The following is a 22,208-nucleotide window of genomic DNA, read 5'->3' on the forward strand; positions in this document are numbered from 1 at the left end:
CTCCCTCGGTGGGCTTCCCCGAAGTGTCGGCCCTCCGGCGCAAGCTGGACGCTTTGAACGCTCTGGACCAAGAACAGGGCGGGCACGACCGGCTGGAAAGAGCGGCCTTGAACGCGGCATCGGAGGCGCTGGCGCTGCAACAGCGGAACGCCGCCCAGAGCATCCGGCGCAAGTTGTTCAGCCTGGCCGCAGATCTCACCGCGACTGCCGCGTGGACGGCTCTCGACGCCCGCGCGTTCGCCCGTGCACGTGAGCATCTCGACTCGGCTCTCGTGCTGGCCGGCATGGGGCAAGACAGCGTGACCGAGCTGCACGTGTGGAAGACGATGGCCATGCTCGGTTACAACACGCACCGGTACACCGACTCGCTCGCGGCGGCACAAGCCGCACAGCGAACCGGCGTTGCTCGTCGTGATCCGCTGTACGCGGCACTCGGCCACACGCAAGCCGCAGTGGGCCATGCGGCCCTGGGCGATCGGCAGGCGACTCTTCGCAGCATCGGGTACGCCGAAGAGGCCCTGGGTAAAACGTCGGAAACCCGGGGGCCCACCTGGGTGTCGTTCTTCGGACCCGGCGAGTTCTACTCCGTTCTCGCCAGCACGCAACAGGATTTGGCAAGGCCCGCGGAGGCCGAAGCCGCCTCGTACCGGGCCCTCGCTGCCCTGCCCGACGGGTTCCGGCGCAACAGGGCATCCGTGACGGCACGGCTCGCCATCGCTCTGCTCCATCAGGGAGAGGTGGAGCAAGGGTGTGTCATGGCCGAGGAGGTCTTCCGGCTCATGGGTAGTGACCCGCTACCGGGCCGTCTACGCTCCTTGATCGGTGACTTCCACCGCGATCTCCTGACGGTGGCGCCCGACTCCAGGGCCGCGACCGACTGGGCGGATCGCTTCCGAACCGAATGGATATAGCCGACGTGACCGAGCTGCGTAGCTACACCACCGAGGATCTGGCGTCGATTCGGCAACTGCTGATCGACGTGCACGCCGATGCCTTCGCCGACCAGATGGACGACGAGTTCCACCGGCGCTTCCCGTGGTTCGTGGACCAGTGGGGTGGGCGCGAGGGCTTCGCCTGCGTGGTCGGGTACGACACTGACGAGCCCATGGGGTACGCGTACGGTGCGCCGTCCGCCGCGGGGCGCGAGTGGTGGCGTCCCTTCATGGCGGAGCCGGCGGATCCCTCGACCTTCTCCCTCTCGGAGCTGATGGTGCGCCCGCGCTGGCGCAAGCAGGGCGTCTCCGAGGTGCTGCACAAAGCCCTGCTCGAAGGCCGGCCCGAAGCGATGGTCGCCCTGTCGGTGGACACCGCCCACCCGAAGGTGCAGGGACTCTACGAGTCCTGGGGGTACCGGAAAGTCGGGGAGTCGAGGCCCTTTGCCGACTCCCCGCTGTACGCAGTGATGGTCGCCGACCTTCCGCTGACCACGGGCACAGCAGGTTCTTGACCCTCATCGCCAGGCGTGATGATCGGTCCCTCAGAGGGGACTTGACGTGGTGTCCTCGAAGGCGTGGGGCGGTGCGTCGACCGAACTCGGCTCGGCGAGAGGCGGATTCGGGGCGCGGCGGTACTGCCGGGTCGGTAAACCGGTCGAGCGGGTGGGGGAGGGGCCGGTACGGTGCGGGGTGTGGCGAAACTCAATCAGATCATCGCGGTCGAGAAGGGCGTCAAGACCAAGGCGCAGCAGGAGTTGACGTCGGCTCAGCATGACCTGGCCAAGCCCGCGCTGCTGTCCGGGATATCCCGGACGTACCAGGCGAAGGACGAGGAGGGCGAGCAGCTGCCGCCCGAGTCGACGCGGGTGCAGGTGCAGGCCGAGGGGGTGCTGCGGTCCGCGGTGGCGGCGCTCACCCGGCTGTTCGACGTGACCGCCACGAAGGACTGGGCCAACTGCGAGGCGCGCGCGGACGTCACCGTGGACGGGCGGGTGGTCGTCGCGGCCGTGCCGGTGTCGTATCTGCTGTTCCTGGAGAAGCAGCTCACCGACCTGCACGCCTTCGTACGCCGGCTGCCGGTGCTGGACGCCGCCGAGTCGTGGACGCAGGACCCGTCGACCGACGCGTGGAAGACCGAGCCGGTGCGCACGATCCGCACCCGCAAGGTGCCGCGCAACCATGTCAAGGCCGAGGCGACCGAGAACCACCCGGCGCAGGTGGAGGTGTACTACGAGGACGTGCCGGTGGGCTACTGGACCACCGTCAAGTTCTCCGGCGCGCTGCCCGCCCGCCGGGTCAACGAGCTGCTGGACCGGGTCGAGAAGCTGCAGACGGCGGTGAAGTTCGCCCGCGAGGAGGCGAACGGCACCGAGGTCACCGACCGGCGGGTCGGCGAGGCGGTACTCGGGTACGTGTTCGGCGGCTGACCCCCAAGACCCCCTCCGCCTGGGTGCGGAGGGGTGCGCGAGGAGCGCAAAGCTGAAGCTGAAGCTCGTCGTGAGCGACGCGATCACCGTCGCCGTCAATCTCAGACTCTCGCTCCAGGCTCAGCATTCGCCGCCGCTCGCCGCACCGCCCGGCCACGGTCCGGGTCGTCAGGTGCCGGTTCGACTCCGGCCCGCCGCTCTTCCTCGTGCGGCGGTAGTTCAATGGCAGAACGCGACGACATGAGAAGTGAACCGTGCGCCATCGGGTGCGAGCAGGTACATCGGCGGCATCCAGGGACCCGGAGGATGGACAAAACCTCCGGGTCCCGCTCCGTCCCCCCGGGGCCCTTGCACCCCCGGCCCGTACGCCTCCGGCCCGCACGCTCGCGGCCCCGCGCGGCGGCCGGGACCCGCCCGTACAGGCCCTACGCTGGGGGGATCATGCACCGATTCAGCACCCCGTGGGGCGAACTCGACCTCACGCGCCACCCCGCGGACCCCCGCGACCAGTTGCGGGCGTGGGACGCCGCGGACGACTACCTGCTGCGGCACCTCGCGCAGGAGGGCCCGGGCCCCGAGGGCGGCGGCACCACCGTGCTGCTCGGCGACCGCTGGGGCGCCCTGGCCACCGCGCTCGCCGCCCGCCACCCGGTGCAGATCTCCGACTCCTACCTCGGCCAGCAGGCCACCCGGGCGAACCTGCGCCGGATCGGCGCCGAGGACCAGGTGCGGCTGCTGTCCACGCGGGACGCCCCGCCCGAGCGCGTCGACCTGCTCGTCGTACGGGTCCCCAAGAGCCTCGCGCTGCTGGAGGACCGGCTGCACGCCCTCGCGCCCGCCGTGCACGCCGGCACGGTGGTGGTCGGCGCCGGCATGGTCACCGAGATCCACACCTCGACGCTCGCCCTCTTCGAGCGCATCCTCGGCCCGACCCGCACCTCGCTCGCCGTCCGCAAGGCCCGCCTCGTCCACTGCACCCCCGACCCGGACCTGCCCCGCACCCCGAGCCCCTGGCCGCTGCGGTACGCGCTGCCCGACGGCATCGGCGCGATGTCGGGCCGCGAGGTCACCAACCACGCCGGGGTCTTCTGCGCCGACCGGCTCGATCTCGGCACCCGGCTGCTGCTCACCCACCTGCCCCGACGCGAGGGCCAGGACCGCGTCATCGACCTGGGCTGCGGCAACGGCGTCCTCGGTACGGCCGCGGCGGTCGCCAACCCCGGCTCCGAGGTGGTCTTCACCGACGAGTCCCACCAGGCGCTCGCCTCCGCCGAGGCGACCTTCCACGCCAACGCGGCACTGGAGGCCCGCGAGCGCGCCCGCTTCGTGCTCGCCGACGCCGCGGCCGGCGTCCCGGCGGGCAGCGCGGACCTCGTGCTGAACAACCCGCCCTTCCACTCCCACCGGGCCACCACCGACGCCACCGCCCGCCGCATGTTCGGCACCGCCCGCGCGGCCCTGCACCCCGGCGGCGAGCTGTGGGTCGTCGCCAACCGCCACCTCGGCCACCACACCCGGCTGCGCCGGCTGTTCGGCAACTGCGAGGTGCTGTCCTCCGACCCGAAGTTCGTGGTGCTGCGCGCGGTGCGCTGACCCGGCCCGGACCCCGGATGCCGCGCACAGCGCGCCGACCGCCTACCCGGCGCCGGCGCCGGCCCCGGCCCCGGCCCCGCCCCCGGTGGCGCGGTCAGCTGAAGCGCGAGCTGCCGACCGGCCCCGCGGAGCGGACGCGGTCGCGCGGGCCCTGGAGCCAGCTGCCGCGGACGGCGGCGGCGAAGGCGGTGAAGGCCGCGTCGGTGTCGGCCGGGGCGTCCTCGTCGCCCTCCGCCGGTGCGGGGTCGGCCGCGGCGATGTCCGCGGCGATCTCGGCGTCCGGCCGGTCGTCGGACTCGGACCGCTCGACGCCGCCGCCCTCGGTGACCCGCATCCGGCTCTCCCACGGCGCCACGACCGACTGCCGCAGCAGCGCGGCGCTGTCCGGCGTGACGACGGGGGTGTCGGTCCAGCAGCTCGCGTGCTCGTGCAGCACCTGGCCCGGCGCCCGCTCCCGCAGGCTCATGAGCGCGTCGCGGCCCTCGTCCGTCTCCGCCAGCGCCTCCAGGTCGTACGCGACGACGAGGGTGTCGGCGGCGCCGGCCGCGAAGGGCTCGGCGGGCAGGCCCAGCACATCGGCGGCGGCCGTGCCGAGGATACGGCTGCCCCGGTCGGGCAGCAGCGCGACGGACCGGGGCCGTACCTCCGCCGCCTCCAGCAGCGCGCGCAGCCGCAGCAGGCCGGCCAGGCACAGCTCGGGGCTGTCCTGGAGCCAGGCATAGCGGCCGGTCATGCCGGCGGAGAAGCCGTACGGCGACAGCGTCCCCAGCACGGTGCCGCCGATGACGTACTGCCAGCCGCGCAGGTCCGTGCCGTCCAGCGGGCTCACCGCCGCAGCGGCGCCGGCCCGCGCCAGCATCAGCCGCTGCCGGGCCTGCGCCGGCAGCCACACCGGGTCCTCGGGGTCGGGCAGCCCCGCGTGCCGGTCGCGGGCCAGCGCCAGGTCACCGGACATGAGCGCGTTGAAGACCAGCAGATAGCGGTCCGGCCAGGGCGCGAGCCCGCTCTCGTGCGCCAGCAGCACCTCGACGGCCTCCCGGTGCCTGCCCTCCCGCTCGTACGCCGTGACCAGCTCCCGCAGCACCCCCGGCTTACCGGGCAGCTGCCGCAGCGCCTCCCGCAGCGCGGGCACCGCGAGGAAGGCCAGCCCCCGCTCCACGCACGCGTACCCGTACCCGGCGAGCGCCCGCGCGTCACCGGGATCGGCGGCCACCGCCGCGGCGGCGCCCTCCAGATCCTCGAACCCCACCATCCCGGCGGCCCGCCGGACGACCATCGCGACATCCCCGAGCGCCGCGTCCTCCCCGGCACCCCGCAACTCCCGTATCCCCGCGGGCACATCCCCCGCCTCCAGGCACTCCCACGCCTTGAGCGCCCCGGCGGACTTCGGACGACGATTTCTGCGCGCAAACATCCCCGCATCCTCCCGGCAATCCGCCACCCGCTCAACGTGATTACCGAGGGCGCCCCGCCCCACCACTGCGCCGAAGGCGCCCCGTGCCGGCGGGGTGGCCGGCCGGTCAGGGCAGAGCTTTGCATAAAAGTGCGGGCAGCCGTATAGTCATGCTGTCGAGGAGGAGGATTCCATGGCGGTGCGCGCGGCGGTGGCCGGGGCGAGCGGGTATGCGGGTGGGGAGGTGCTGCGGCTGCTGGCCGGGCATCCGGAGGTGGAGATCGGGGCGCTGACCGCGAACGCCAGTGCCGGGCAGCGGCTCGGGGCGGTGCAGCCGCATCTGGTGCCGTTGGCCGACCGGGTGCTCGCGGAGACCTCCGCGGAGGTGCTGGCCGGACACGACGTGGTCTTCCTCGCGCTGCCGCACGGGCAGTCCGCCGCCGTCGCCGAGCAGCTCGGCCAGGACGTGCTGGTCGTCGACATGGGCGCGGACTTCCGGCTCAAGGACGCCGCGGACTGGGAGCGCTTCTACGGCTCGCCGCACGCCGGGACGTGGCCGTACGGGCTGCCCGAGCTGCCCGGCGGGCGGGCCGCGCTGGAGGGGACGAAGCGGATCGCGGTGCCCGGGTGCTACCCGACCGCCGTCTCGCTCGCCCTCGCCCCCGCCTACGCCGCAGCCCTCGCCGAGCCGGAGGCCGTGATCGTCGCCGCGTCCGGCACCTCGGGCGCCGGCAAGGCGCCCAAGCCGCATCTGCTGGGCTCCGAGGTCATGGGCTCGATGAGCCCGTACGGCGTCGGCGGCGGCCACCGGCACACCCCCGAGATGATCCAGAACCTCAGCGCCGCCGCCGGCACCCGCGTCGGCGTCTCCTTCACGCCCACCCTCGCGCCGATGCCCCGCGGCATCCTCGCGACCTGCACCGCCAAGGCCGCCCCCGGCGTCACCGCCGCCGACGTACGCGCCGCGTACGAGAAGGCGTACGCCGACGAGCCGTTCGTCCACCTGCTGCCCGAGGGGCAGTGGTCGGCCACCGCCTCCGTCTACGGCTCCAACGCCGTCCACCTCCAGGTGGCCCTCGACCCCGACGCGCACCGCGTCATCGCGATCAGCGCGATCGACAACCTCACCAAGGGCACCGCCGGCGGCGCGGTGCAGAGCATGAACATCGCCCTGGGACTGCCCGAGACGACCGGGCTGAACACGATCGGAGTCGCCCCATGAGCGTGACCGCTGCGAAAGGGTTCCGGGCGGCGGGCATCGCCGCCGGGATCAAGGCGAGCGGCAGCCCCGACCTCGCCCTGGTGGTCAACACCGGGCCCGGCCGCGCCGCGGCCGGCGTCTTCACCTCCAACCGGGTGAAGGCCGCGCCCGTGCTGTGGTCGGAGCAGGTGCTCAAGGGCGGCGCGGTGACCGCGGTCGTCCTCAACTCCGGCGGCGCCAACGCCTGCACCGGCCCGCAGGGCTTCCAGGACACCCACGCCACCGCCGAGAAGGCCGCCGAGGTGCTGGGCCACAGCGCCGGCGAGATCGCGGTCGCCTCCACCGGGCTGATCGGCGAGCTGCTGCCGATGGACAAGCTGCTGCCCGGTGTCGCGAAGGCCGCCGCCGAGCTGTCCGAGCACGGCGGCGAGAAGGCGGCGCTGGCCATCATGACCACCGACACCGTCCACAAGACCGCCGTGGCGAGCAGCCCGGCCGGCTGGACGGTCGGCGGGATGGCCAAGGGCGCGGGCATGCTCGCCCCGGGCCTGGCCACGATGCTGGTCGTGCTCACCACCGACGCCGACGTGGACACCCCGGCGCTGGACAAGGCGCTGCGCGAGGCCACCCGGGTCACCTTCGACCGGGCCGACTCCGACGGCTGCATGTCGACCAACGACACCGTCCTGCTGCTGGCCTCCGGCGCGAGCGGCATCACCCCGGACTACGACGCTCTCGCCGCCGCCGTCCGCACCGTGTGCGCCGACCTCGCCCGCCAGCTCATCGGCGACGCCGAGGGCGCGAGCAAGGACATCAGGATCGAGGTCGTCAACGCCGCGACCGAGGACGAGGCGGTCGACGTCGGCCGCGCCATCGCCCGCAGCAACCTGCTCAAGTGCGCCATCCACGGCGAGGACCCCAACTGGGGCCGGGTGCTGTCCGCGATCGGCACCACCGCCGCGGCCTTCGAGCCGGACCGCCTGGGCGTCGCCATCAACGGCGTGTGGGTGTGCCGCAACGGCTCGGTCGGCGAGGACCGCGACCTGGTCGACATGCGTTTCCGCGAGGTCGTCATCACCGCCGACCTCGCCGCCGGCGAGGAGTCCGCGGTCATCTGGACCAACGACCTGACCGCCGACTACGTCCACGAGAACAGCGCGTACAGCTCATGACCGCACGCAAGCACTCCGCCCTGCCCAAGGCCCAGGTCCTCATCGAGGCCCTGCCGTGGCTGACCGCCCACAACGGCCGTACCGTCGTCATCAAGTTCGGCGGCAACGCCATGGTCGACGACGCCCTGAAAGCCGCCTTCGCCCAGGACGTGGTCTTCCTGCGGCAGGCCGGCCTCAAGCCGGTCGTCGTGCACGGCGGCGGCCCGCAGATCAGCGCCCAGCTCGACCGGCACGGCCTGGTCAGCGAGTTCAAAGCGGGCCTGCGCGTCACCACGCCGGAGGCCATGGACGTGGTCCGGATGGTGCTCGCCGGGCAGGTGCAGCGCGAGCTCGTCGGGCTGCTCAACCAGCACGGGCCGCTCGCGGTCGGCCTGACCGGCGAGGACGCCCACACCATCACCGCCGTCAAGCACCTGCCGACCATCGACGGCGAGAGCGTCGACATCGGCCGGGTCGGCGAGATCACCGCGATCGACACCGGCGCGATCGACGCGCTGCTCGCCGACGGCCGGATCCCGGTCGTCTCCTCGATCGCCCGCGCCTCCGACGACGGCCACATCTACAACGTCAACGCCGACACCGCCGCCGCCGCGCTCGCCGCCGCCCTCGGCGCCGAGACGCTGATGGTCCTCACCGACGTCGAGGGCCTGTACGAGGACTGGCCCCACAGCGACGACGTGATCAGCCGGCTCACCGCGAGCGAGCTGGAGAAGCTGCTGCCGGAGCTGGCCAGCGGCATGGTCCCGAAGATGCAGGGCTGCCTGCACGCGGTACGGGGCGGGGTCCGCACCGCCCGCGTCATCGACGGCCGGGTCCCGCACTCGATCCTGCTGGAGATCTTCACCGACGAGGGCATCGGCACGATGGTCGTCCCCGACGACCCGCCGGCGCCCGCCGCCGCCACGACCGAGCACGTACCGCAGCAGGCAGCCGCAGAAGGGGGAGTACGGTGACCGCCACCGCGCAGACCGCACAGGTGACCACGGGCCAGGGCAACGAGGCGCTCACCGCCCGCTGGCAGGGCTCGCTCATGGACAACTACGGCACCCCCCGGCTGCCCCTGGTCCGCGGCGAGGGCGCCCGCTTCTGGGACGCCGACGGCAGGGCCTACCTGGACTTCCTCGGCGGCATCGCGGTCAACTCGCTCGGCACCGCCCACCCCGCGGTCGTCGCGGCCGTCACCCGGCAGATCGGCCTGCTCGGCCATGTCTCCAACCTCTTCGTCGCCGAGCCGCCCGTCAGGCTCGCCGAGCGGCTGCTGGGGCTGTTCGGCCGCCCGGGCCGGGTCTTCTTCGCCAACTCCGGCGCCGAGGCCAACGAGGCGGCCTTCAAGATCGGCCGGCTCACCGGCCGGACGAAGATGATCGCCACCGACGGCGCCTTCCACGGCCGCACCATGGGCTCGCTCGCGCTCACCGGCCAGCCCGCGAAGAGGGCCGCCTTCGCCCCGCTGCCCGGCGACGTCGTGCATGTGCCGTACGGCGACACCGAGGCGATGCGGGCGGCCGTCGACACCGACACCGCGCTGGTGATCCTGGAGCCGATCCAGGGCGAGAACGGCGTCGTCGTGCCCCCGGCCGGCTACCTCCAAGCGGTACGCGACATCACCGCCGCGACCGGCACACTGCTGGTGCTGGACGAGGTGCAGACCGGCGTCGGCCGCACCGGCCACTGGTCCGAGGGCCTGGCCCAGGGTGTCCACGCCGATGTCGTCACGCTCGCCAAGGGCCTGGGCGGCGGGCTGCCGATCGGCGCCGCCGTCGCCTTCGGCCCGGCCGCCGACCTGCTCACCCCCGGCGCGCACGGCACCACATTCGGCGGCAACCCGGTCGCGTGCGCCGCCGCGCTCGCGGTGCTGGACACCATCGAGGGCGACGGCCTGCTGGACAGCGTCACGCGGCAGGGCCAGAAGCTGCGGGCCGGGATCGAGGCGCTGCAACACCCGCTGGTCGATCATGTGCGCGGTTCCGGGCTGCTGATCGGTATCGTGCTCACCGAGCCACTGTCCGCGCCGGTCCAGCAGGCCGCGCAGGACGCCGGTTTCCTGGTGAACGCCGCCGTGCCCGACACGGTACGGCTCGCGCCGCCGCTGATCGTGGGCGACGCCGAGACCGACGCCCTGCTGGCGGCGCTGCCCGGGATCCTGGACCGGGCGCGGCAGGCGAACCAGCAGGGGACAGACGGAGAATGACCAGACGATGAGCGAGGCGCAGCAGCACGGCGGCGGCCCGGCCGTACCGCAGACCCGTACCGCCCGGCACCGCAGGATCGTGGACATCCTCGGCCGGCAGCCGGTGCGGTCCCAGAGCCAGCTCGCCAAGCTGCTCGCCGACGACGGGCTGAGCGTCACCCAGGCGACGCTCAGCCGGGACCTGGACGAACTGGGCGCGGTCAAGATCCGCACCAACGACGGGGAGCTGATCTACGCCGTCCCCTCCGAGGGCGGCTTCCGCACCCCGCAGGCGCCGCTCGGCGAGTCCGTCAAGGAGGAGCGGATGCGCCGGCTGGCCGGCGAGCTGCTGATCTCCGCCGAGGCGTCGGCCAACCTGGTGGTGGTACGGACCCCGCCGGGCGCGGCGCAGTTCCTGGCGTCGGCGATCGACACCGCCGAGGTCCACGACATCCTCGGCACGATCGCCGGCGACGACACCGTGGTGCTGATCAGCCGGGACCCCACCGGCGGCCAGAAGCTCGCCGACCACCTGCTGCGGCTCGCCCAGGGCGAGGGCTGACGCCTTCGGGCGCACCTGCCTTCTGACGCACCCGCCGGCTGACGCACCTGCCGGTCGTCTCCGCAAGAGCGCACTGACCTGCCGCTTTGGCGTTCCATACGCTGGAGTGCATACTTATACCAGTCAGTGGATGCACCCTAAGGAGAGCCCCGTGACCGAGCGCGTCGTACTCGCCTACTCAGGCGGTCTTGACACGTCCGTCGCCATCGGCTGGATCGCCGAGGAGACCGGCGCCGAGGTCATCGCCGTCGCCGTCGACGTCGGCCAGGGCGGCGAGGACCTGGACGTCATCCGCAAGCGCGCCCTCGCCTGCGGCGCGGTCGAGGCCGAGGTCGCCGACGCCAAGGACGAGTTCGCCGAGGAATACTGCGTCCCGGCGATCAAGGCCAACGCGCTCTACATGGACCGCTACCCGCTGGTCTCGGCGCTGTCCCGGCCGGTCATCGTCAAGCACCTGGTCGCCGCCGCCCGCAAGCACGGCGCCGACACCGTCGCCCACGGCTGCACCGGCAAGGGCAACGACCAGGTCCGCTTCGAGGCCGGCATCTCCTCGCTCGCCCCCGAGCTGCGCTGCATCGCCCCCGTCCGCGACTACGCGATGACCCGCGACAAGGCCATCGCCTTCTGCGAGGCGAACGACCTGCCGATCGCCACCTCCAAGAAATCGCCGTTCTCCATCGACCAGAACGTCTTCGGACGGGCCGTCGAGACCGGCTTCCTGGAGGACATCTGGAACGCCCCGACCGAGGCGGTCTACGAGTACACCGCGAACCCCGCCGAGGCCCGCGAGCCCGACGAGGTCGTCATCGCCTTCCACCGGGGCGTCCCCGTCGCCGTCGACGGCCGGCAGGTCACCCCGCTGGAGGCCGTCCGGCTGCTCAACGCCCGCGCGGGCGCCCAGGGCGTCGGCCGGATCGACATGGTCGAGGACCGGCTGGTCGGCATCAAGTCCCGCGAGGTCTACGAGGCGCCCGGCGCGATCGCGCTCATCACCGCCCACCAGGAGCTGGAGAACGTCACCGTCGAGCGCGAACTGGCCCGCTACAAGCGGCAGGTCGAGCAGCGCTGGGGCGAACTCGTCTACGACGGGCTGTGGTTCTCCCCGCTCAAGCGGGCCCTGGACGGCTTTGTGAACGAGGCCAACGAGCACGTCACCGGCGAGATCCGGATGGTGCTGCACGGCGGCCGGGCCGTCGTCACCGGCCGGCGCTCGGCGGAGTCGCTGTACGACTTCAACCTCGCCACGTACGACACCGGCGACACCTTCGACCAGTCGCTGTCCAAGGGCTTCATCGAGATCTTCGGCATGTCCGGCAAGATCGCGGCCCGGCGGGACCTGGCCCTGTGAGCGCCGCGAACCCGGCCGGCCGGGACCAGCAGCCGAGCGCCAAGCTGTGGGGCGGACGCTTCGCCGACGGGCCGTCCGCGGCCCTGGAGCGGCTGTCGGCCTCCGTGCACTTCGACTTCCGCCTCGCGCCCTACGACATCGCCGGCTCCCGCGCGCACGCCCGGGTCCTCTACCGGGCCGAGCTGCTCACCGCGGACGAGCTGGACCGGATGATCGCCGGCCTCGACACGCTGGAGAGCGACGTCGCCTCCGGCGCCTTCACCGGCACCATCGCCGACGAGGACGTCCACACCGCGCTGGAGCGCGGCCTGATGGAGCGCGTCGGCCCCGAGCTCGGCGGCAAGCTGCGGGCCGGCCGGTCGCGCAACGACCAGGTCGCCACGCTCTTCCGGATGTACCTGCGCGACCACGCCCGGACCATCGCCGGCCTGCTCGCCGAGCTCCAGGACGCGCTCGTCGGCCTCGCCGAGGCCCACCCCGACGCCGTCATGCCCGGCCGCACCCACCTCCAGCACGCCCAGCCGGTGCTCTTCGCCCACCACGTCCTCGCGCACGCCCAGGCCCTGTCCCGGGACGCCCAGCGGCTGCGGCAGTGGGACGAGCGCACCGCCGTCTCGCCGTACGGGGCGGGCGCGCTCGCCGGGTCCTCGCTCGGCCTGGACCCCGAGGCCGTCGCCCGCGACCTCGGCTTCGAGGGCGGCTCGGCCGGCAACTCCATCGACGGCACCGCCGCGCGGGACTTCGCCGCGGAGTTCGCCTTCGTCACCGCGATGATCGGCGTGGACCTGTCGCGGATCGCCGAGGAGGTGATCTTGTGGAACACCAAGGAGTTCTCCTTCGTGACCCTCCACGACGCCTTCTCCACCGGCTCCTCGATCATGCCGCAGAAGAAGAACCCCGACATCGCCGAGCTCGCCCGCGGCAAGTCCGGCCGGCTGATCGGCAACCTCACCGGCCTCATGGCCACGCTCAAGGCGCTGCCGCTGGCGTACAACCGGGACCTGCAGGAGGACAAGGAGCCGGTCTTCGACTCCTGCGACCAGCTGGAGGTGCTGCTCCCGGCGTTCACCGGGATGATGGCGACCCTCACCGTGCACACCGACCGGATGGCCGAGCTGGCCCCCGCCGGGTTCTCGCTGGCCACCGACATCGCCGAGTGGCTGGTCCGGCAGGGCGTGCCCTTCCGGGTCGCGCACGAGGTCGCCGGCGAGTGCGTCAAGGTGTGCGAGGTCGAGGGCATCGAGTTGCACGAGCTGACGGACGACCAGTTCGGCAAGATCTCCGAGCACCTGACGCCCGAGGTCCGCACGGTGCTGGACGTCCGGGGCGCGCTCGCCGCGCGCAACGCCCGCGGCGGCACGGCGCCGTCCGCGGTCGCCGTCCAGCTCGCCGAGGTCAAGGCGGACCTGGCCGCGCAGCACGCCTGGGCGACGGCCAAGCAGTAGCCCGAAGGGGGGCGCCGGGCCAAGCCCGGCGCCCCCTTCCCGTCAGGCGGCCTTCGCCTTGGTGGCGTACATGTCGACGTACTCCTGGCCGCCCAGCCGCATGACCTCGCTCATCACCTCGTCGGTGACGGCCCGCAGGACGTAGCGGTCGCGGTCCATGCCCTCGTAGCGGGCGAACTCCAGCGGGCGGCCGAAGCGGATGGTGACCGGCGCGATGCGCAGCATGCCCGAGCCGCCGGGCTGCACCTTGTCCGTGCCGACCATCGCGAACGGCACCACCGGCGCGCCGGTCATCAGCGCCAGCCGGGCGACGCCGGTGCGCCCGCGGTACAGGCGGCCGTCGGGGGAGCGGGTGCCCTCGGGGTAGATGCCGAAGATCCGGCCCTCCTCCAGCACCCGGCGGCCCGTCATGAGCGCCGCGACCCCGCCGTGCCCGCCGTCCCGGTCCACCGGGATCATGCCGCAGGTGGTGAAGAACCACGCCATCAGCCGGCCCTTGAGGCCCTTGCCGGTGACGTACTCGTCCTTGCCGATGAAGTACACCTGCCGCTCGACCACCAGCGACAGGAACAGCGAGTCCACGAACGTCACGTGGTTGCCCGCGACGATCACCGGCCCGTCGCCCGGGATGTGCTCGACGCCTTCGACCACGGGCCGGTACAGCACCCGCATCAGCAGTCCGAGAATCACCTTGAGCACACTGCGGGACACCGCGTTCCTCCGGTTTCACGGTCAGGCCGGCCGGACCCTACCGGTCCGTATGTACAGCAGGACGATACTTCCTCCGCCGCGACTTCGCCTGTGAGGTACCCCTCGGCGCTCCCCGCACGCCGCCGTCACGGGAAAGCCATCCGGTGTTGACGTGTGTTACGGATGTGTTCCGTGCGCCGTCGGGTGGACGCAAGGTGTCCGGGGCACGATGCCCGCATGACGGATGACCAGCACACAACGGGCCCCGGCAGGCGCGCCCTGCTGTCCGCGGCGGCGCTCGGCGCCGGCGGCGCGGTGATCGGCACGGCGACCTCGGCGCAGGCCCGGCCCGCGCAGGGCGGCGGCCCGGGGCACGGCGCTCCCCAGCTGCCGGTGCCGACCATCGTGGGCCACCGCGGCAGCGCGGGCTACCGCCCCGAACACACCTTCGGATCGTACGAGTACGGCCTGGCCATCGGCGCCGACGTCGTCGAGCAGGACGTCGTCCCCACCCGCGACGGGCACCTGGTGTGCCGTCACGAGCCGGAGATCGGCGGCACCACCGACGTCGCCGACCACCCGGAGTTCGCGCACCGCAAGACGACCAAGACCATCGACGGCACCCCCACCACCGGCTGGTTCACCGAGGACTTCACCCTCGCCGAGCTCAAGCGGCTGCGCGCCGTGGAGCGGCTGCCCGACGTGCGCCCGCACAACACGATCTACAACGGCCGCTGGGACATCCCGACCTTCGCCGAGGTCCTGGAGTGGGCCGAGAAGGAGGGCCGCAAGCGCGGCAAGCCGGTGTGGCTGCACACCGAGACCAAGCACCCCAGCTACTTCCGCGGCATCGGCCTGCCGCTGGAGGAGCGGCTGGTGGCGCTGCTCAAGCCGTACGGGCGGCACCGCGCCGACGCCCCGCAGTTCCTGCAGTCCTTCGAGGCGCAGAGCCTCCAGCGGCTGGGGAGGCTGGGCGCGAAGGCCACCAAGATCTTCCTGCTCAACGGGCTCACCAGCCGGCCGTGGGACTTCGTCGTCTCCGGCGACCAGCGGACCGTGGCCGACCTCGTCACCCCCGCCGGCCTGAAGTGGATCGCCGGCTTCGCGCAGGGCATCGGCCCGACCACCGACGTCATCATCCCGCGCGACGCCGCCGGCAAGCTGCTGCAGCCCACCGCCGTGGTGCGCGACGCCCACCGGGCCGGCCTGGTGCTGCACCCCTTCACCGCGCGCAACGAGAACCAGTTCCTGCCCGCGGACTTCCAGGTCGGCACCGACCCGAACGCCTACGGCGACCCGATCGCGGCCTTCCGCACCTGGTTCGCCACCGGCATCGACGGCCTGTTCACCGACAACGCCGACACCGCGGTGCTCGCCCGCGAGGACTACTGGGCCTCCTGACACCCCCCGCGCCCCGCGCCGGCCCTGTTGTCCGGATCCGACCCCTCTTACCGGGAAATCTCCCGGGAGTTGGGAATCTCACAGGGCGGCGCGGGGCCGCTGCGCGCGCGCTGACCCGACGGTGTGCGACCGATCCTGAATTCGAGGGTTGGATCCCCGGTGAGACGGGGTAATGCACGGTAAACAGTCGGCGGCAGTGGGCACCCTTGGCACGCCCGGACAGGACTGGGGCGGGCAGTGCGAGCCACTGACCCGCGCGGATGTTTGTGCGATCATCGGCGCCACGGAGACGGCGCCGACCGGCACCAACTCCGTTCAGGCACACGTCCCGGGCGCATACCTCACCCTCAAACTGCCCGGACGGATTCGAAGGGGAGGCCTGCGCTATGGGCATGAGCGTGACCATCTCTACGGCGGAAGCGAGCGACGCCGAGAAGATCCTGAAACTCCAGTACCTCTGCTACCAAAGCGAAGCCGAGCTGTACGGCGACTACAGCATCGAACCGCTGACCCAGACCCTCGACGAACTGCGCTCCGAACTGGCCGAGGGCTGTGTGCTCGTGGCCCGGCTCGGCGCGGAGGTCGTCGGTTCCGTGCGGGGGACCGTCGACGAGGACGGGACCGCCAAGATCGGCAAGCTCATCGTGCATCCGCGCCTCCAGCGGCACGGCCTCGGCGGCCGGCTGCTGGCGGCCCTGGAGGACCGCCTCGCGGCGGAGCGGGAGGCCAAGGTGTACCAGCTGTCCACCGGCCACCGCAGCGAGGTCAACCTGCGGATGTACCGCAAGCTCGGCTACGAGCAGGTGGGCGCCGCCCGCCCGGTCAGCCGCCGGCTGAGCATGGTCACCCTGGAAAAGCCCGCGGAGCCGGCCCGTTACGCCGCCACCGCCTGACCCGTACGGCCCAGGGGGCGTCCACCAGGCGCCCCCGGGGCCGCTCCGGCTCCGGCCGCTCCGGCCCCCTGTCGCGGGGTGCTACGCGGCGCCCGCCGCCTCGCGCCCGGACCTGCGCAGCCACAGCAGGCCCATGACGGGCAGGATCAGCGGCAGGAAGACATAGCCGACGCCGAAGTCCGACCAGACGGTGGCGTCGGGGAAGGCCGAGGAGTCGGCCACGGTGAGGATGCCGACCGCGATCACCCCGGCCAGCTCCGCCGAGCACGACACCAGCGCGACCTTGCGCGCCTGGTCGCCGCCGCGCCACAGCGCCACCGTGATGACCGCGTAGACGATGCCCGCCGCGAGCGAGAGCACGTACGCCAGCGGCGCGTCATGGAACTTGGTCGAGATCTGCACGATCGAGCGGGAGAGCGCGGCGACGGTGAAGACGCCGTAGAACCACAGCAGCAGCCGCCCGGGCCCCTGCCCGAGCTTCACCGTGCCCGTGCCCTTGTCCGTGCCCGCTTCCGTGCCCGTATCCGCCGTCGCGCCGGTGTCCGGGGCGGCGTCCTGCCGTGCCGCCGGGGCGGGCTGTGTGCGCTGCTGCGCCATGTCCTCGGCCTCCGTGCCGTCCGCGGGGATGCCCGGGTGGATGTCCTCAGCCATGACCGGCTCCCCAGATGTCGTGCAGCCGCAGTTCCAGCACGGCCAGGATCAGCCCGCCGGCCGCCACCACCGCGGTGCCCCAGCGGCTGCGCTCGGCCAGCGACATGAACGCCGCCGCCGGGATGGTGAACACCGCGCCGATCAGGTAGCCGATGAAGACCGGCACCCCCTGCTCCGGGCGGTCGCCGTGCCCGAGCTGCACCAGCGAGACCACCAGCTGCACCAGCGTGGCGAGGGTGACCACCGCCATGCCGGCGAAATGCCGGTCGTTGGTCGGCTCGTCGCGGTACGCGGCGTAGGCGCACCACGCCGCGAGCAGCAGCGCCGTGACCGAGACCGTGAGGGTGACCGCGTCGAGCATGGGCCGACTGTATTACGGCCGCGGTGCCGCCCTTCCTCCCACCCCCGTCCCGCCGCCCGCCGACCGTCACGCCGCCATGGCCACCCTGTGTCCGGATAATGAACAAGGCGCCCGGATTTCGGGACGGCGCGCGGGGTCTGGTTTACTGGGACCCATGACCACGACGAAACGCCGCAATCGCGCCACCGAGGCAGCCATGCCCGGTGTTCGTCGTATGTGTCGCATGTGCCACATGTGCCGAATGTGTGCCTGACCTGAGGCCCTGAGCGGCGCCCCGCCCGGCGCCGCCGCCCACGTCGGACCCTCCCGTTCCGGAGCGGCGCGCCACGCCGCGCCGCCGGAACCCCGTGGCAGCCGGCCGACCCGCGCCACGCCTTCCGAGCACACCCCCTGCGCGGTGGTCCGTCCACCGCGCGCCCGACCACCATGGACACCCCTGTGATCACCACCACCGCCCTGCGCAAGGTCTACCGCTCGCGCGACCGCGAGATCACCGCACTCGACGGCGTGGACCTCACCGTCCGCGAAGGCGAGGTCTACGGCGTCGTCGGCCGCAGCGGCGCCGGCAAGAGCACCTTGATCCGCTGCGTCAACCTGCTGGAGCGCCCCACCTCCGGCACCGTCGAGGTCGCCGGGCGCGACCTGACCGCGCTCGCCGGCCGCTCCGACCGCGCGCCCGCCGCGCTGCGCGCCGCCCGGGCCGGCATCGGCATGGTCTTCCAGCACTTCAACCTGCTCTCCTCGCGCACCGTCCAGGACAACGTCGAGCTGCCGCTGGAGATCCTCGGCGTCACCCGCCGCGAGCGCGCCGCCCGGGCCCGCGACCTGCTCGACCTCGTCGGGCTCGCCGACAAGGCCCGCGCCTACCCCGCGCAGCTGTCCGGCGGCCAGAAGCAGCGCGTCGGCATCGCCCGCGCGCTCGCCGGCCGGCCGCGGGTGCTGCTCTCCGACGAGGCCACCTCGGCGCTCGACCCGGAGACCACCCGCTCGGTCCTGGAACTGCTGCGCGACCTCAACCGGCAGCTCGGCCTGACCGTGCTGCTCATCACCCACGAGATGGATGTCGTCAAGGCCGTGTGCGACTCGGCGGCCCTCATGAAAGGCGGACGCGTGGTGGAATCCGGCACCGTCGCGGAACTGCTGGCCACTCCCGGCTCGGAGCTGGCCGACGCGCTCTTCCCGGTCGGCGGCACCGCCTCCGGGCCCGACCGCACCGTCGTGGACCTCACCTTCCACGGCGACAGCGCGACCCGGCCGGTGATCTCCCGGCTGGCCCGTACGTACAACGTCGACGTGTCGATCCTCGGCGCGGCCATGGAGACCTACGACGGCCGGCAGATCGGCCGGATGCGCATCGAGCTGCCCGGGCGCTTCGAGGACAACGTCGTGCCCATCGGCTACCTGCGCGAGCAGGGCCTCCAGGTCGACATCGCGCCGGAGGCGACCGCGGAACCCGTCACCGGGGAGCCGGCGGCGGTGGGCAAGTGACCTGGTCCGAGATGCACCCGCTGCTCACCCAGGCGCTCGGCGACACGCTGCGGATGGTCGGCTGGTCCGCCGCCGTCACCGTCGCCGCCGGGCTGCCGCTCGGGGTGCTGCTGGTGCTCACCGACCGCGGCGGGCTGCTGCGCAACCTCGCCGTCAACAAGGTCCTCGCCGCGGTGGTCAACCTCGGCAGGTCGCTGCCGTTCGTGATCCTCATGATCGCCCTGATGTCCTTCACCCGGGCGGTCGTCGGCACCACCATCGGCTGGCAGGCCGCCGTCGTCCCGCTGTCGGTCGGCGCCGTCCCGTTCTTCGCCCGGCTCGTGGAGACCTCGCTGCGCGAGGTCGACCACGGCCTGGTCGAGGCCGTCCAGGCGATGGGCGGCAGTACGTGGACGGTCGTCCGCAAGGTGCTGCTGCCCGAATCCCTCGCCTCGCTCGTCGCCGGCGCCACCACCACCGTCATCGCGCTCATCGGCTACTCCGCGATGGCCGGCGTGGTCGGCGGCGGCGGGCTCGGCGACCTGGCGCTGCGCTACGGCTACCAGCGCTTCGAGACCGGCTTCATGTGGGTCATCGTCGCCGTCCTCGTCGTGCTCGTCACCCTCGTCCAGCTCGCCGGCGACCTCGCCGCCCGGGCCGTCGCCCGCCGCGGCCGGACCTCCGCCGCGCCCCGGCTGCGCCTGCTGCGCACGGGCGCGGCCCCCTCGTCCCCCTCGGCCCCCTCGACCACCTGACCCACCGCACCACCGGGCAGCACCAGAACACCCGGGAAACACAAGAAAGAGGCACTTTTCGTGCGTAGCACCGTCAAGATCACGACCGTCGCCGCCGTCGCGGCAGCCCTCGCGCTGGGCCTGGCCGCCTGCGGCTCGGGCTCCGGCTCCGGGACCTCCAGCAAGGCCGACGGCAAGGCCGCCCAGGACGCCTCGGCGCCGCTGGTCGTCGCCGCCAGCCCCACCCCGCACGCCCGCATCCTGGACTACGTCCGCGACCACCTCGCCAAGAGCGCGGGCCTGGACCTCCAGGTCAAGGAGTTCTCCGACTACGTCCTGCCCAACACCGCCACCGAGCAGGGCCAGGTCGACGCCAACTTCTTCCAGCACAAGCCGTACCTCGACGACTTCAACAAGAAGAACGGCACCCACCTGGTGCCGGTCGCCGACGTCGAACTCGAACCGCTCGGCCTGTACTCGCACAAGGCCGGCTCGCTGTCCGCGCTCAAGGACGGCGCCACGATCGAGGTGCCCAACGACACCACCAACGAGGCCCGCGCGCTGGACCTGCTCGCCGCGGGCGGCCTGATCACGCTGCGGGACGGCGCCGGCCAGAGCGCCACCCCGGCCGACATCACCGGCAACCCCAGGCACCTGAAGTTCAAGGAACTGGAGGCGGCCCAGCTGCCGCGCTCCCTCGGCGACGTCGACGCCGGCGTCATCAACGGCAACTACGCCATCGAGGGCGGCCTGAACCCCGCCAAGGACGCGCTGGTGACGGAGAAGGCCGCCGGCAACCCGTACGCCAACATCCTGGTCGTCAAGCAGGGCAGGGAGAACGACCCGCGGGTGCGCAAGCTCGTCGAGCTGCTGAACTCGCCGCAGGTCGAGCAGTTCATCAAGGACACCTTCAAGGGCGCGGTCGTCCCGGCGTTCGGCACCCCCGCCGCCTGACACCCGGGCCCGTCACCTACGGCAGCGGCGTCCCCGGACGCCGCTGCCGTACCGTTTCTGCCGGTTCGGGCGGGGGCGCGGAAAGCTCTCGGGGGGCTCAGACCGGGCGCACCCAGTAGACGTCCGTGGTGTACGGCATCTCTATCCGGCCGCTGCCGCGCGTCGCGTCGTGCGCCCCCAGCACCGCCTCGACCTCCGCGCGCACCCGGGCCTGCGCCGCCGCGTCCAGCACCGCGATATGGCTCGACGACATCATCCGCTCCACCACGTCCGCCACCGTCGTCGGATGCGGGTTCGGCCAGTGCCGCTCGGCGATCTCCCCCCAGCCCGACCCCGGCTCCTCGAACACCGCCCGCCACCCGGCGCCCGGCCACTCGCCCGGACCGGCGTCCCCCGGGCCCGCCGACAGCGGCGGACTGGGCAGATCGCGCGGCGCGAGCCGGAAGTAGATGTCCTGGAAGTCCCGTACCCACGGCACCGACGTGTCGTAGGTGTTCCACACCAGCGTCAGCGCCCCGCCCGGCCTGAGCAGCCGCCGCACCTCCGCGAGCGCGGCCCGCTCGTCGAACCAGTGCCACGACTGCGCCGCCACCACCGCGTCCGCGCATCCCGCCGGCAGCCCCGTCGCCTCCGCCGTGCCCGCCGTCACCGCCACCCCCGGCAGCAGCCCGGCCAGCGTCTCGCGCATCTCCCGGACCGGCTCCACCGCCAGCACCTCGGCGCCGGTCAGCGCCAGCAGCCGGGTGAACTTGCCCGTCCCCGCGCCCAGGTCGACCACCGTACGGCCCGCCTCCAGCGGCAGGGCGTCGGCGAGCGCGGCAAGCGCGGCGAGCGGATAGGAAGGGCGGGAGCGCTCGTAGACGCCGGCGGCCCGCTGATAACCGACTCCTGCTGCGTGGTGCACCGTCACGCGGGCTGACGGTAGCAGGATCGGATGACGTCCACGGATACCTGCCCTGACCGCCATCCGCCCTACTCTGGAAGGGCGTTCGCCGTCAGGGCCCGCCTCGGGCCCACCCGCGCCAGGCGCGTCGGACCCGCCCGGCGGACGCCGCGCGCGATGCTGCATGCTGTGCAGTCCACCCTTGCCCTGGTTACGGAGCAGTGAATGACCGCCACCTTTCCGGACATCTCACTCAGTACGGAGCGGCTGCTGCTGCGGCCGTACGACGAGGCCGACATCCCCGAGCTCGTCGAGATGATGAACGACGACCTGGTGACCGCCTGGACCGGGGCGCCACGGCCGTACACCGAGGCCACCGCCCGGGCGTTCACCACCGGAGGGGCCGCCGCAGAGCGCACCAGCGGCCGGGGACTCGTGCTCGCCGTCACCGAACTGCTCACCCAGCGCCTGGTCGGCACCGTCCAGCTGCAGAACACCGACTGGCGCATCCGCGGCACCGAGGTCGGCTACCTGACCGCCTCCTGGGCCCGTGGCGAGGGATACGCCGGCGAGTCCGTGCTCGCCGTGGTGCGCTGGCTGTTCGGCAGCCTCGGCTTCGAGCGGGTCGAACTGCGCACCGCCGCCGACAACAGCGCCTCCCAGCAGGTCGCCCAGAAGATCGGCTGCATCAGCGAGGGCGTGCTGCGCGGCGCCGGCCTCATCCGCTCCCGCGCCGGCGACGACCCCGAGGGCCGCTGGGTGGAGACCCGCACCGACCTGCTGGTGTGGAGCCTGCTGCCGGAAGACCTCGACGACGCCGACGACGCCGACGGCTCCGGCACCGCCGCCGGCGAGGTCTACGAGACCGGTTACGCCCCCTATCCCGACTACGCCGACTACTCCGCCGCCGCGCAGCGCCGCTGACCCG

General features: G+C 72.8%; 22 protein-coding genes and 1 pseudogene. 18 read left to right on the plus strand and 5 right to left on the minus strand.

Translation table 11 applies throughout. From position 1 onward, the window contains the following. From HCN08_RS11390 to HCN08_RS11405, 4 genes are all read left to right on the plus strand, one after another. A partial coding sequence (locus HCN08_RS11390) for a hypothetical protein (RefSeq protein WP_240970010.1) occupies nucleotides 1-911 on the plus strand: 911 nt, incomplete at its 5' end. After that, nucleotides 908-1,447, plus strand: a complete 540-nt coding sequence (locus HCN08_RS11395) for a GNAT family N-acetyltransferase (RefSeq protein ID WP_407648750.1) — start codon at nucleotides 908-910, stop codon at nucleotides 1,445-1,447. The genes HCN08_RS11390 and HCN08_RS11395, both read left to right, overlap by 4 nt. A gap of 180 nt (nucleotides 1,448-1,627) precedes the next feature. Next, nucleotides 1,628-2,362 carry a DUF7873 family protein gene (locus HCN08_RS11400; protein WP_167982887.1) on the plus strand — a complete coding sequence of 245 codons (735 nt, stop codon included), beginning with the start codon at nucleotides 1,628-1,630 and terminating at the stop codon, nucleotides 2,360-2,362. Nucleotides 2,363-2,803: 441 nt separating this feature from the next. Next, complete coding sequence (locus HCN08_RS11405) at nucleotides 2,804-3,955, plus strand: methyltransferase (RefSeq protein ID WP_167982888.1); 1,152 nt, start codon at nucleotides 2,804-2,806, stop codon at nucleotides 3,953-3,955. 94 nt (nucleotides 3,956-4,049) lie between these two features. Here the strand turns inward: HCN08_RS11405 and HCN08_RS11410 are convergent, their stop codons facing one another. Further along, on the minus strand, nucleotides 4,050-5,369 hold the full coding sequence (locus HCN08_RS11410; protein ID WP_167982889.1) for a hypothetical protein: 1,320 nt from the start codon (nucleotides 5,367-5,369) through the stop codon (nucleotides 4,050-4,052). Between the two features lie 172 nt (nucleotides 5,370-5,541). On the opposite strand from HCN08_RS11410, the gene argC reads away from it, so the two are divergent. From argC to argH, 7 genes are all read left to right on the plus strand, one after another. Next, nucleotides 5,542-6,570: an N-acetyl-gamma-glutamyl-phosphate reductase gene (gene argC / locus HCN08_RS11415; RefSeq protein WP_167982890.1), complete on the plus strand. Its 1,029-nt coding sequence runs from the start codon at nucleotides 5,542-5,544 to the stop codon at nucleotides 6,568-6,570. Beyond that, nucleotides 6,567-7,721 (plus strand): bifunctional glutamate N-acetyltransferase/amino-acid acetyltransferase ArgJ, encoded by a 1,155-nt coding sequence (gene argJ / locus HCN08_RS11420; protein WP_167982891.1) that lies wholly within the window; start codon nucleotides 6,567-6,569, stop codon nucleotides 7,719-7,721. Before argC ends, argJ begins: the two co-directional genes overlap by 4 nt. After that, nucleotides 7,718-8,674 (plus strand): acetylglutamate kinase, encoded by a 957-nt coding sequence (gene argB, locus HCN08_RS11425; RefSeq protein ID WP_240970011.1) that lies wholly within the window; start codon nucleotides 7,718-7,720, stop codon nucleotides 8,672-8,674. The genes argJ and argB overlap by 4 nt, the downstream gene beginning before the upstream one ends. Nucleotides 8,675-8,751: 77 nt before the next feature. Continuing rightward, nucleotides 8,752-9,912: an acetylornithine transaminase gene (locus HCN08_RS11430; protein WP_167983096.1), complete on the plus strand. Its 1,161-nt coding sequence runs from the start codon at nucleotides 8,752-8,754 to the stop codon at nucleotides 9,910-9,912. A 7-nt stretch (nucleotides 9,913-9,919) separates the two neighbouring features. After that, nucleotides 9,920-10,453 (plus strand): arginine repressor, encoded by a 534-nt coding sequence (locus HCN08_RS11435; protein ID WP_167982892.1) that lies wholly within the window; start codon nucleotides 9,920-9,922, stop codon nucleotides 10,451-10,453. Between the two features lie 151 nt (nucleotides 10,454-10,604). Next, on the plus strand, nucleotides 10,605-11,801 hold the full coding sequence (locus tag HCN08_RS11440; protein ID WP_167982893.1) for an argininosuccinate synthase: 1,197 nt from the start codon (nucleotides 10,605-10,607) through the stop codon (nucleotides 11,799-11,801). Beyond that, a complete protein-coding gene (gene argH / locus HCN08_RS11445) occupies nucleotides 11,798-13,246 on the plus strand; it encodes an argininosuccinate lyase (RefSeq protein WP_167982894.1) in 1,449 nt (482 codons plus the stop codon). The genes HCN08_RS11440 and argH overlap by 4 nt, the downstream gene beginning before the upstream one ends. A gap of 42 nt (nucleotides 13,247-13,288) precedes the next feature. On the opposite strand, the gene HCN08_RS11450 is transcribed toward argH, so the two are convergent. Next, nucleotides 13,289-13,957, minus strand: a complete 669-nt coding sequence (locus HCN08_RS11450; RefSeq protein ID WP_167982895.1) for a lysophospholipid acyltransferase family protein — start codon at nucleotides 13,955-13,957, stop codon at nucleotides 13,289-13,291. Between the two features lie 216 nt (nucleotides 13,958-14,173). On the opposite strand from HCN08_RS11450, the gene HCN08_RS11455 reads away from it, so the two are divergent. From HCN08_RS11455 to HCN08_RS11465, 3 genes and pseudogenes are all read left to right on the plus strand, one after another. Continuing rightward, nucleotides 14,174-15,337 (plus strand): glycerophosphodiester phosphodiesterase, encoded by a 1,164-nt coding sequence (locus HCN08_RS11455; protein ID WP_206318666.1) that lies wholly within the window; start codon nucleotides 14,174-14,176, stop codon nucleotides 15,335-15,337. 6 nt (nucleotides 15,338-15,343) lie between these two features. Next, nucleotides 15,344-15,451 (plus strand): annotated as a pseudogene (locus tag HCN08_RS36910) (sigma-70 family RNA polymerase sigma factor); the annotation flags it as partial. Nucleotides 15,452-15,723: 272 nt separating this feature from the next. After that, nucleotides 15,724-16,230, plus strand: a complete 507-nt coding sequence (locus HCN08_RS11465) for a GNAT family N-acetyltransferase (protein WP_167982897.1) — start codon at nucleotides 15,724-15,726, stop codon at nucleotides 16,228-16,230. Between the two features lie 81 nt (nucleotides 16,231-16,311). On the opposite strand, the gene HCN08_RS11470 is transcribed toward HCN08_RS11465, so the two are convergent. Further along, entirely contained in the window at nucleotides 16,312-16,881 is a 570-nt protein-coding gene (locus HCN08_RS11470; protein WP_322974386.1) for a hypothetical protein, read from the minus strand. Further along, nucleotides 16,874-17,242, minus strand: a complete 369-nt coding sequence (locus tag HCN08_RS11475; protein WP_167982898.1) for a hypothetical protein — start codon at nucleotides 17,240-17,242, stop codon at nucleotides 16,874-16,876. Before HCN08_RS11475 ends, HCN08_RS11470 begins: the two co-directional genes overlap by 8 nt. 438 nt (nucleotides 17,243-17,680) lie before the next feature. On the opposite strand from HCN08_RS11475, the gene HCN08_RS11480 reads away from it, so the two are divergent. Genes HCN08_RS11480 through HCN08_RS11490 form a run of 3 tightly spaced genes read left to right on the plus strand, consistent with a single transcriptional unit; the run spans nucleotide 17,681 to nucleotide 20,397 of the window. Then, nucleotides 17,681-18,730 (plus strand): methionine ABC transporter ATP-binding protein, encoded by a 1,050-nt coding sequence (locus HCN08_RS11480; protein WP_167982899.1) that lies wholly within the window; start codon nucleotides 17,681-17,683, stop codon nucleotides 18,728-18,730. Beyond that, the gene (locus tag HCN08_RS11485; protein ID WP_167982900.1) at nucleotides 18,727-19,464 is read left to right on the plus strand and encodes a methionine ABC transporter permease; all 738 of its coding nucleotides are present in this window, start codon (nucleotides 18,727-18,729) and stop codon (nucleotides 19,462-19,464) included. Before HCN08_RS11480 ends, HCN08_RS11485 begins: the two co-directional genes overlap by 4 nt. Nucleotides 19,465-19,524: 60 nt before the next feature. Beyond that, complete coding sequence (locus HCN08_RS11490; RefSeq protein ID WP_167982901.1) at nucleotides 19,525-20,397, plus strand: MetQ/NlpA family ABC transporter substrate-binding protein; 873 nt, start codon at nucleotides 19,525-19,527, stop codon at nucleotides 20,395-20,397. Nucleotides 20,398-20,494: 97 nt separating this feature from the next. On the opposite strand, the gene HCN08_RS11495 is transcribed toward HCN08_RS11490, so the two are convergent. Continuing rightward, complete coding sequence (locus HCN08_RS11495) at nucleotides 20,495-21,307, minus strand: class I SAM-dependent methyltransferase (protein ID WP_322974387.1); 813 nt, start codon at nucleotides 21,305-21,307, stop codon at nucleotides 20,495-20,497. Nucleotides 21,308-21,505: 198 nt separating this feature from the next. On the opposite strand from HCN08_RS11495, the gene HCN08_RS11500 reads away from it, so the two are divergent. Then, nucleotides 21,506-22,204, plus strand: coding sequence for a GNAT family N-acetyltransferase (locus HCN08_RS11500; RefSeq protein WP_167982903.1), 699 nt, complete (start codon nucleotides 21,506-21,508; stop codon nucleotides 22,202-22,204). Nucleotides 22,205-22,208 lie beyond the last annotated feature (4 nt).

It is taken from the genome of Actinacidiphila epipremni, assembly GCF_012034175.1.
In the GTDB taxonomy this organism is placed as follows: domain Bacteria; phylum Actinomycetota; class Actinomycetes; order Streptomycetales; family Streptomycetaceae; genus Actinacidiphila; species Actinacidiphila epipremni.

Excerpts from the sequence above, each read along its gene's own strand:
- HCN08_RS11405 (WP_167982888.1), top strand. The coding sequence starts at position 2,804 with ATGCACCGATTCAGCACCCCGTGGGGCGAACTCGACCTCACGCGCCAC.
- HCN08_RS11410 (WP_167982889.1), bottom strand. The coding sequence starts at position 5,369 with ATGTTTGCGCGCAGAAATCGTCGTCCGAAGTCCGCCGGGGCGCTCAAG.
- argC (WP_167982890.1), top strand. The coding sequence starts at position 5,542 with ATGGCGGTGCGCGCGGCGGTGGCCGGGGCGAGCGGGTATGCGGGTGGG.
- argJ (WP_167982891.1), top strand. The coding sequence starts at position 6,567 with ATGAGCGTGACCGCTGCGAAAGGGTTCCGGGCGGCGGGCATCGCCGCC.
- argB (WP_240970011.1), top strand. The coding sequence starts at position 7,718 with ATGACCGCACGCAAGCACTCCGCCCTGCCCAAGGCCCAGGTCCTCATC.
- HCN08_RS11430 (WP_167983096.1), top strand. The coding sequence starts at position 8,752 with ATGGACAACTACGGCACCCCCCGGCTGCCCCTGGTCCGCGGCGAGGGC.
- HCN08_RS11435 (WP_167982892.1), top strand. The coding sequence starts at position 9,920 with ATGAGCGAGGCGCAGCAGCACGGCGGCGGCCCGGCCGTACCGCAGACC.
- HCN08_RS11455 (WP_206318666.1), top strand. The coding sequence starts at position 14,174 with ATGACGGATGACCAGCACACAACGGGCCCCGGCAGGCGCGCCCTGCTG.
- HCN08_RS11465 (WP_167982897.1), top strand. The coding sequence starts at position 15,724 with ATGGGCATGAGCGTGACCATCTCTACGGCGGAAGCGAGCGACGCCGAG.
- HCN08_RS11470 (WP_322974386.1), bottom strand. The coding sequence starts at position 16,881 with ATGGCTGAGGACATCCACCCGGGCATCCCCGCGGACGGCACGGAGGCC.
- HCN08_RS11475 (WP_167982898.1), bottom strand. The coding sequence starts at position 17,242 with ATGCTCGACGCGGTCACCCTCACGGTCTCGGTCACGGCGCTGCTGCTC.
- HCN08_RS11500 (WP_167982903.1), top strand. The coding sequence starts at position 21,506 with ATGACCGCCACCTTTCCGGACATCTCACTCAGTACGGAGCGGCTGCTG.